The sequence below is a fragment of the Microbulbifer sp. genome, assembly GCF_051659245.1.
Classification (GTDB): domain Bacteria; phylum Pseudomonadota; class Gammaproteobacteria; order Pseudomonadales; family Cellvibrionaceae; genus Microbulbifer.
Window position 1 is genome coordinate 1 of the sequence record NZ_JBOFOC010000065.1, and the last position, 9,004, is coordinate 9,004.

A 9,004-nucleotide genomic window follows, 5' to 3' on the forward strand; every position below is an offset into this window, starting at 1 on the left:
AGCTCCGCTTGCGGGCCGCAGGCCCGCCGATGAATTGCGAAGCTGGAGCTCCGCGTTCCCGGCGATTCACACTTCGTAGGATGGGCAAAGCGCAGCGTGCCCATCACGCCATGCAGATGGGCACGCTGCGCTTTGCCCATCCTACAGATGAAAGCGGGTGCTGAGTCTCCCCAGAAGTACCACCAAATCATGAACACCAAATACCGCAAGCCACTACCCGGCACGAACCTCGATTACTTCGACACCCGCGCCGCCGTAAACGCCATCCACCCCGGCACCTACGCCAAGCTGCCCTACACCTCGCGCATCCTGGCGGAAAACCTCGTGCGCCGCTGCGAGCCGGAAGAACTCACCGACTCCCTGAAACAGATTATCGAGCGCAAACGCGAACTGGATTTCCCCTGGTTCCCGGCCCGTGTAGTCTGCCACGATATTCTCGGCCAGACCGCCCTGGTGGATCTCGCCGGCCTGCGGGATGCCATTGCCGAAAAGGGCGGCGACCCATCCAAGGTCAACCCGGTGGTGCCGACCCAGCTGATCGTCGACCACTCACTGGCGGTCGAACACGGCGGCTTCGAAAAAGACGCCTTCGAAAAAAACCGCGCGATCGAAGAGCGCCGCAACGAAGACCGCTTCCACTTTATCAACTGGACCAAGACCGCCTTCGAAAACGTCGACGTCATCCCGCCCGGCAACGGCATCATGCACCAGATCAACCTGGAAAAAATGTCCCCGGTGGTGCAGGTAAGAGACGGCGTGGCTTTCCCGGATACCTGCGTCGGCACCGACAGCCACACCCCGATGGTGGACGCACTGGGTGTCATTTCAGTAGGGGTCGGCGGCCTCGAAGCCGAGAGCGTAATGCTCGGCCGTGCCTCTTACATGCGCCTGCCCGATATCATCGGCGTCGAACTGACCGGCAAACTGCAGCCGGGCATTACCAGCACCGACCTGGTACTGGCGCTGACCGAATTCCTACGCCGCGAGCGCGTGGTCGGCGCCTACCTGGAATTCTTCGGCGAGGGCGCCTCCAACCTGACCCTGGGCGACCGCGCCACCATCTCCAACATGACCCCCGAGTACGGCGCCACCGCGGCCATGTTCTCGATCGATGAGCAGACCATCGACTACCTGAAGCTCACCGGCCGCGACGACGAGCAGGTGGCTCTGGTGGAGAAATTTGCAAAGGAAACCGGCCTCTGGGCGGACACACTCAAAGAAGCCGAATACGAGCGGGTACTGAAGTTCGACCTATCCTCCGTAGGCCGCAACCTGGCCGGCCCGTCCAACCCGCACGCGCTGCTGCCGGTATCCGAACTGGCCAACCGCGGTATCGCCAAGGAATGGAGAGAGGAGTGGAAGGAAAAAGAGGGCCTGATGCCCGACGGTGCCGTAATCATCGCCGCGATTACCAGCTGCACCAACACCAGCAATCCGCGCAATATGATCGCCGCCGGCCTGATCGCCCGCAACGCCAACAAGCTGGGCCTGACCCGCAAGCCCTGGGTGAAAACCTCTTTGGCACCGGGCTCCAAGACCGTAAAAATGTACCTGGAAGAGGCCGACCTGCTGCCGGAACTGCAACAGCTGGGCTTCGGCGTGGTCGCCTTTGCCTGCACCACCTGCAACGGCATGAGCGGCGCGCTCGACCCGGCTATTCAAAAGGAAGTGATCGAGCGCGATCTCTATGCGACGGCGGTGCTGTCCGGCAACCGCAACTTCGACGGCCGCATCCACCCCTACGCCAAGCAGGCCTTCCTGGCCTCGCCGCCCCTGGTAGTCGCCTATGCAATTGCCGGCACCATGCGTTTCGATATCGAGAAGGATGTGTTGGGCCATGACAAAGACGGCAACCCGATCACGCTGAAAGATATCTGGCCGAGCGACGAAGAGATCGACGCGATCGTGAAGCGGAGCGTCAAGCCGCAGCAGTTCCGCGACGTCTATATCCCGATGTTCGACCTGGAGAAGGGTGAGAGCGAGAAGGCCGAACCACTGTACGACTGGCGCCCGATGAGCACCTATATCCGCCGCCCCCCGTACTGGGAAGGCGCTCTGGCGGGAGAGCGCGCACTGAAAGGCATGCGCCCGCTGGCAGTCCTCGGTGACAACATCACCACCGACCACCTGTCCCCATCCAACGCGATCCTGGCCAGCAGCGCTGCCGGCGAATACCTGGCGAAGATGGGCCTGCCGGAGGAGGACTTCAACTCCTACGCCACCCACCGCGGCGACCACCTGACCGCCCAGCGCGCCACCTTCGCCAACCCCAAACTGCTGAACGAAATGGTCCGCGACGAAAACGGCCAGGTGAAGCAGGGCTCACTGGCACGCATCGAGCCGGAAGGGCAGGTGACCCGCATGTGGGAAGCTATCGAGACTTATATGGAGCGCAAACAGCCACTGATCATCGTCGCCGGCGCCGACTACGGCCAGGGCTCCTCCCGCGACTGGGCGGCAAAGGGCGTGCGCCTGGCCGGTGTGGAAGCGATCGTCGCCGAGGGCTTCGAGCGCATCCACCGCACCAACCTGATCGGCATGGGCGTGCTGCCGCTGGAATTCCAGCCTGGCACCACCCGCAAGACCCTGGGCCTGGACGGCACCGAGACCTACGACGTCATCGGCGAACGCACCCCGCGCGCAACCCTGACGTTGATCATCCATCACAAGAACGGCGAGAGCATCGACGTACCGGTAACCTGCCGCCTGGACACCCAGGAGGAGGTCTCCATCTACGAAGCCGGCGGCGTCCTGCAACGCTTCGCCAAGGACTTTCTCGAAGCGGAAGGAGCAGCTTAACCGGCACCTGTGGGAGCCTGCCCTGCAGGCGATTACGCCCTCTCACCTCCGGGGAGAGGGGAAGCCAATCGAAGCCGACCTCTTCCTCCCCTCTCCCGCTTGCGGGGGAGGGGCCGGGGGAGGGGGCGCCAATCGAAGCCGACCTCTTCCCCCCCTCTCCCGCTTGCGGGGGAGGGGCCGGGGGAGGGGGCACCAATCGAAGCCCAACAACCAAACGATTTCCCTATGACCCACAAACCCCAAATCAAAATCCCCGCCACCTACATGCGCGGCGGCACCAGCAAAGGCGTCTTCTTCCGCCTCCAAGACCTGCCGCAATCCACCCAGGTCCCCGGCCAAGCCCGCGACAAACTCCTGCTGCGCGTCATCGGCAGCCCCGACCCCTACGGCAAACAGATCGACGGCATGGGCGGCGCCACCTCCAGCACCAGCAAAACCGTGATCCTCTCCAAGAGCGAGCGCGCCGATCACGATGTCGATTACCTGTTCGGCCAGGTCTCCATCGACAAGCCCTTCGTCGACTGGTCCGGCAACTGCGGCAACCTCACCGCGGCGGTAGGCGCCTTCGCCATCAACAGCGGCTTCGTCGATCCCGAACGCATTCCGGAAAACGGTATCTGCACCGTGCGCATCTGGCAGGCCAACATCCACAAAACCATCATCGCCCACGTGCCCATCACCAACGGCGAAGTGCAGGAGACCGGCGACTTCGAACTGGACGGCGTCACCTTCCCGGCGGCCGAGGTACAGATCGAATTTATGGACCCGGCGGACGGAGAGGGAGCGATGTTCCCCACCGGCAACCTGGTAGACGAACTGGAAGTGCCCGGCGTCGGAACCCTGAAAGCCACCATGATCAACGCCGGCATCCCGACGATTTTCGTCAATGCCGACGAAATCGGCTACACGGGAACGGAACTGCAGGAAGCCATCAACAGCGACGACAAGGCTCTGGCCATGTTCGAAGCTATTCGTGCTTATGGCGCAGTGGAAATGGGCCTGATCGCAAAGGTCGAGGATGCAGCCAACCGCCAGCATACCCCCAAGATCGCTTTCGTTGCGCCACCAAAGGGCTATACGGCATCCAGCGATAAGGAAGTCGCGACCGGTGATATCGACCTGCTGGTGCGCGCCCTGTCCATGGGCAAACTGCACCACGCCATGATGGGCACCGCCGCCGTCGCCATCGGCACCGCCGCCGCCATCCCCGGCACCCTGGTCAATCTGGCCGCCGGAGGAGGGGAGCGCAACGCCGTCACCTTCGGCCACCCGTCCGGAACCTTGCGTGTAGGTGCGGAAGCGGAAGTCAACAACGGCCAGTGGACCGCCACCAAGGCCATTATGAGCCGCAGTGCGCGGATCTTGATGGAAGGGTGGGTAAGAGTCCCCGACCCGTCGTCATGCCGGACTTGATCCGGCATCCATCACCCCTGAAGCGGACGAAACAAGGGGGCCGCAAATTGCAGCCCGCGATGTAGGCCAGTACAGTGTCCATTCCTGTTTGCCGATGGATGTCATCGGCGTGTATGTGCTGCTGCCGGATGCGCTCTGAGTATGACTGACCTGCCCAATACAGAAACGGAAACTGTTGAATTTAAGAAGTCTCTGGCTGAACTCAAGCAGGGGCTGATTTCCCTTGCTGCCATGCTCAACAAGCACGGTGAAGCCGAACTGTGGTTTGGCATTGCCCCCAATGGCGAGCCAGTGGGGCTGTCGATAACCGAGAAGACCCTGCGGGATGTTTCCCAGGCGGTATCAGCCCACATTGAACCGAAGATCTATCCGGAAATTACCCGGCAGGCGATAGCACAAAAATCCTGCCTGCGGGTCCAGGCCAGAGGCCAGTAAAAACCCTATTTCGCCTACGGCCGCGCCTACCTTCGCGTTGCCGACGAAGACCGGCAAATGAGTGCCCGAGAACTGGAAACACTGATACTGCAACAGAACCGAGCCGCACTGCGCTGGGATAACGAGCCCTGTGCCACGCCCATACAGGCGCTGGATGAAAGCAAAATTCGTCGCTTCCTGGAAAATGCAGACCTGCCTTGGGACAGCGCACAAAACGCGCTGGAAAAGCTCGGCCTGCTTAATCAGGGCCGTCCGGTGAACGCCGCGCGCCTGTTCTTCGGCGATCAACCGGCGCAGTTGCGCTGTGCCGTATTTGCCACCGACACCAGCGCCACGATCATCGACCGCCATGATTTCAGCGGCGATATCCTGGAGCTGATTGAAGAAGCGGAAAAATACATTCTCAAAAACATCCACATCGGCATGGCGCTGGAGGGTTTGAAACGTGTGGATGTGCCCGAGATCTCCCGCGAAGCCCTGCGTGAAGCCATCATCAACGCCTTCTGCCACCGCGACTGGCGCGATCCCGATTACGTCCAGATCGCTGTTTACCGGGACCGGGTGGAAATCCGCAACCCCGGTGGCCTCTACGATAACCTGACCCTGGCAGACCTGCGCCGGGGCAATGTGTCCCGCCGGCGCAACCCTCTGGTGGCCGACTTGTTGCGCCGTATACATCTGGTGGAAGCCTGGGGTCGGGGCATGCCCCTGATCCTGGAAAATGCCCCGGATGTGGAATTCCGGGAAGTGGCGGGCCTGTTCGTGACCAGCTTCTGGCGCCCCACGGCCAAGCAGCCGGTGCCTGGAAGCACCAAGGAAACATCGGAAACTACCCAAGAAACTACCCAAGAAACTACCCAAGAAACTACCCAAGAAACTACCCAAGAAACTACCCAAGAAACTACCCGGGAGCGGCTGCTGGCGCTATTGCGGCAGAACCCATACACCACTACCAAAGCACTGGCTGAGGCCAGCGGGCTTAGTGCCGACGGGGTCAAGTACCACCTGACGCACCTCAAGCGCGCCGGCAGGCTCCGCCATGTCGGACCCACCAAAGGCGGCTATTGGGAAGTCATCGACTGATATGAAAAAACTGGTAAAACGCCGAGCCAAAAGCGCAGTCAACCTGCCCAGCCTGACCCTGGAAGGCACGCTGTAACGCCGACGAGATCGGCTACAGAGGTACCGAGTTGCAGGAAGCCATCAACAGCGACGACAAGGCCCTGGCTATGTTCGAAGCTATTCGTGCTTATGGCGCCGCGGAAATGGGCCTGATCGGAAAGGTCGAGGATGCAGCCAACCGCCAGCATACCCCCAAGGTCGCCTTCGTCGCGCCGCCCAGGGGCTGTACGGCATCCAGCGGTAAGCAAGTCGCGGCCGGTGATATCGACCTGCTGGTGCGCGCCCTATCCATGGGCAAACTGAACCACGCCATGATATGGGCACCGCCGCCGCCATCCCCGGCACCCTGGTCAATCTGGCCGCCGGAGGAGGGGAGCGCAACGCTGTCACCTTCGGCCACCCGTCCGGAACCTTGCGTGTAGGTGCGGAGGCGGAAGTCACCAACGGCCAGTGGACCGCCACCAAGGCCATTATGAGCCGCAGTGCGCGGATTCTGATGGAGGGGCGGGTGCGGGTGTCCCAGGCGACTCATTCTAAGGAGAGAAGGGCGGGATTTCCCGCCCCACGGGTGCGCCGGCCGCATTTGCCAATTGCCGCGCGAAGCCGTGCGGCAAAGGGAAACGCCCGGAATGGGTTACTTGTCAGCTGATTGCTGGCGCTGGTCGATATACTCGTTGATTTTGTATTGCAAATAGATACTGTTGAACAGGAAAGTCATCACCGGACCCAGGCGATAGGCCGAGCCGGTGCTCTTGCTCATGAGATCCTGCAGGCGGTTTCTGACTTTGAACAGGCTCGCGAGGTAAGTCACTATATAGCCGATGTACACTATCGTGTAAAAAGCGCCCATCTCAGGGATGATAACCCCTGCCAAGAAGGTCAGTGCACAGAATATTGCCATCAGGTAGAACCAGGCGGGAGCGATCGGATTGTCGTGGATGCGGTTGACCACTCGGGCGCGGGTGCAAATCCAGTAAACAGGGTAAATTCCCAGGGTAACAATTGAGAGAATAAATACCCACCAGGCGCTGAAGCGCTGGAAGTCGCCGGAAATGAGATCATCAGTTGCGGCAGTCAGTTCGGAAGTTGGTGCACTATACGGATTGGATTCCATCGGAAGGCTCCTTTGATCTTGTTTTTTTGCGCCGTGCCGACCTTCTACTCATAGGGGTTGGCGTCAGCTTCCACCAAAGCGTACCACAGGCCGATACCTTGGTCATTCGGCTTGTAGAACCGTGGAAACAAAGTTCTGTGGGAGTTATCCCACCGCTGCACCACGATATCCGTCCCTGTTTCAGGTAGGTCTGGAAGCGGCCAACGGTGGAAAGCCGGGTCCGAGCCGAATGGTACTAAGTTAAGCGGAAGCCCCCTGTAGGAGCCTGCTTGCAGGCGAATTGAGGTCTCGGCAAGGCACCGGGAATGTTCGCCTGCAAGCAGGCTCCTACAGCGCAGTCCACAGGGGCAGGAGCAGCTCGGGGCTTACTTGTGCCATTCGGGTCCGAGTCCTTTAATACTCGTCATACCGGACTTGATCCGGCATCCAGTACCGCTGAACCCGCCGGAATCAACGGGCTTCGCAAATTACCGCGGCGCCCCTTGATATCTCATTATCAGAATATCCCGTCCCTGTTCCACGTAGGTCTGGAAGCGGTCAACGATCGCAGAAGGCTGCCCCACCTCATCAACCGCCACAAACCCCAAAGATTCGTAGAATGGCACCAAATGCCTGTATGGAAAGGTAAAAGTACTCCCGTCAAACGCCTCCGCCATACCCCTCAACAACAGCCGCGCCACACCCCGACCACGGAACGCCTCCGCCACAGCCACCCCCGCCAGCAACTGGCAATCCGCCAGCTTCCTCAGACAGCCACAGGCGACAATTTGCCCCTGAGTGCCCCGAACGACCATACACGGCTCATTCCGCCGCGCTTTGCCGCGGAATTTGTGCATACGGTAGAATTTGTTGGCCAACGGCATCTCCGCCTCGGAAAGCCACTGCGCCGAGAATGAGTGCCCCGAAAAATCCTGATCTTCAGTCATCTATGCCGCGCCAAACCTGCCCAACCTGCCAACGCCCGCTGAAGGTCTGCTACTGCAGCGCACTGGTCGAGATCGCCAATCGAATTGAGGTGCTGATCATACAGCACCCCCTGGAACAGAAGCACCCGTTCAACACCGGGCGTATGGCGCACCTGTGCCTGAAGAATAGTGAGCTGGTGGTGGCGGAGAGCCTGTCCGAGGCCGAGCTGGCACAGCTGCTGAAACCCAAATCGGCCTTGCTCTATCCCTCCCTGAGCTGGCTGCCGGAAGTAGAGCAGATGGAGCCTGGCACGCTGCAGCCCGAGGACCTGGAACAACTGGTGGTGATCGACGCTACTTGGCGGAAGTCCAAGAAAATACTCCACCTCCACCCGGCGCTGCAGCAGTTGCCCCGGATCAGCTTGGCAGGAGAGGGGGGCTCCAACTACCAGATTCGGCATTCCTCGCTTGCGAACAGCCTGTCGACGTTGGAAAGCATTGTGATAACTATGCAGCAACTGGAGCCGGAGCGGGATTTTAAGCTCATGCTGCGGCCATTTGAAAAGATGATTGCGCTGCAAAAAGCCAATTTTGAGCCAGAAAAATCCGAGGATAATTGAGACTCTATATGGAAGCCTGCGGCTCAAGCTCGGAACCCGAAATCGTAGACGAAAGCCATCATGATTCACGGCGCACGGATTCTGATGGAGGGGTGGGTAAGATTTCCCGACCCTTGGTCCATTATAGGACGATGCGAAACGATTGTGGCAGTGATTGTCTTCAAGGGAGTAAGATTTATGAAATTGGATGTAAATGACGAAGTTGCCGAGTGTTTAGGTCTTAGCGAGAAAGAATTGCTGGAGGTTCTGGCGATAGCTCTATACAAGCTGGAAAAAATTAATGGCGTTCAAGGAGGAAAAATCACCGGCACCTCGGAAATTGAATTCCACGGTATCTTGGGTAAGTACGGACAGTTCATCAACTACGACGAGGATGACCTGGAAACGGACTTGAAAAGTTTAAAGGATTTTTAATATGAACGCCCCGGGGAAGATCGTTGGATCAATGGGGTCTGACCCGAATGGCGCTGACTTAAGCGTAACTAATTGAAAGATAAGAGGAATTTTTGAGATTCATAAAAGAAGGCTGGTTCCGTGATAGGCTAATTGCGCCTAAACAAAACACCAACCACGGAGGGCCAGCCTGTATGAATCCT

Annotated in this window: 10 protein-coding genes; 8 read left to right on the forward strand and 2 right to left on the reverse strand. The window is 59.5% G+C overall.

Annotated features, from left to right (window positions below; all coding sequences use genetic code 11):
- The first annotated feature begins 189 nt into the window (after positions 1-189).
- From acnD to ACRC0P_RS06435, 6 genes are all read left to right on the forward strand, one after another.
- A complete protein-coding gene (acnD, locus tag ACRC0P_RS06410; protein WP_438629060.1) occupies positions 190-2,799 on the forward strand; it encodes a Fe/S-dependent 2-methylisocitrate dehydratase AcnD in 2,610 nt (869 codons plus the stop codon).
- 225 nt (positions 2,800-3,024) lie between these two features.
- Positions 3,025-4,212 (forward strand): 2-methylaconitate cis-trans isomerase PrpF, encoded by a 1,188-nt coding sequence (prpF, locus tag ACRC0P_RS06415; RefSeq protein ID WP_438629062.1) that lies wholly within the window; start codon positions 3,025-3,027, stop codon positions 4,210-4,212.
- 141 nt (positions 4,213-4,353) lie between these two features.
- A complete protein-coding gene (locus ACRC0P_RS06420) occupies positions 4,354-4,647 on the forward strand; it encodes an AlbA family DNA-binding domain-containing protein (RefSeq protein WP_438629064.1) in 294 nt (97 codons plus the stop codon).
- Positions 4,648-4,704: 57 nt separating this feature from the next.
- Entirely contained in the window at positions 4,705-5,730 is a 1,026-nt protein-coding gene (locus ACRC0P_RS06425; RefSeq protein ID WP_438629066.1) for an ATP-binding protein, read from the forward strand.
- Positions 5,731-5,837: 107 nt separating this feature from the next.
- Complete coding sequence (locus ACRC0P_RS06430; RefSeq protein WP_438629068.1) at positions 5,838-6,191, forward strand: PrpF domain-containing protein; 354 nt, start codon at positions 5,838-5,840, stop codon at positions 6,189-6,191.
- On the forward strand, positions 6,086-6,418 hold the full coding sequence (locus ACRC0P_RS06435) for a PrpF domain-containing protein (RefSeq protein ID WP_438629070.1): 333 nt from the start codon (positions 6,086-6,088) through the stop codon (positions 6,416-6,418). The genes ACRC0P_RS06430 and ACRC0P_RS06435 overlap by 106 nt, the downstream gene beginning before the upstream one ends.
- Here the strand turns inward: ACRC0P_RS06435 and ACRC0P_RS06440 are convergent.
- Entirely contained in the window at positions 6,404-6,883 is a 480-nt protein-coding gene (locus tag ACRC0P_RS06440; protein WP_438629072.1) for a DUF4234 domain-containing protein, read from the reverse strand. The genes ACRC0P_RS06435 and ACRC0P_RS06440 overlap by 15 nt on opposite strands.
- A 467-nt stretch (positions 6,884-7,350) precedes the next feature.
- A complete protein-coding gene (locus ACRC0P_RS06445; RefSeq protein ID WP_438629074.1) occupies positions 7,351-7,809 on the reverse strand; it encodes a GNAT family N-acetyltransferase in 459 nt (152 codons plus the stop codon).
- Positions 7,810-7,811: 2 nt separating this feature from the next.
- Between ACRC0P_RS06445 and ACRC0P_RS06450 the strand changes: the two genes are divergently transcribed.
- Positions 7,812-8,408 carry a tRNA-uridine aminocarboxypropyltransferase gene (locus ACRC0P_RS06450; RefSeq protein WP_438629076.1) on the forward strand — a complete coding sequence of 199 codons (597 nt, stop codon included), beginning with the start codon at positions 7,812-7,814 and terminating at the stop codon, positions 8,406-8,408.
- A gap of 177 nt (positions 8,409-8,585) precedes the next feature.
- Positions 8,586-8,822 (forward strand): UPF0175 family protein, encoded by a 237-nt coding sequence (locus tag ACRC0P_RS06455; RefSeq protein WP_438629078.1) that lies wholly within the window; start codon positions 8,586-8,588, stop codon positions 8,820-8,822.
- Positions 8,823-9,004 lie beyond the last annotated feature (182 nt).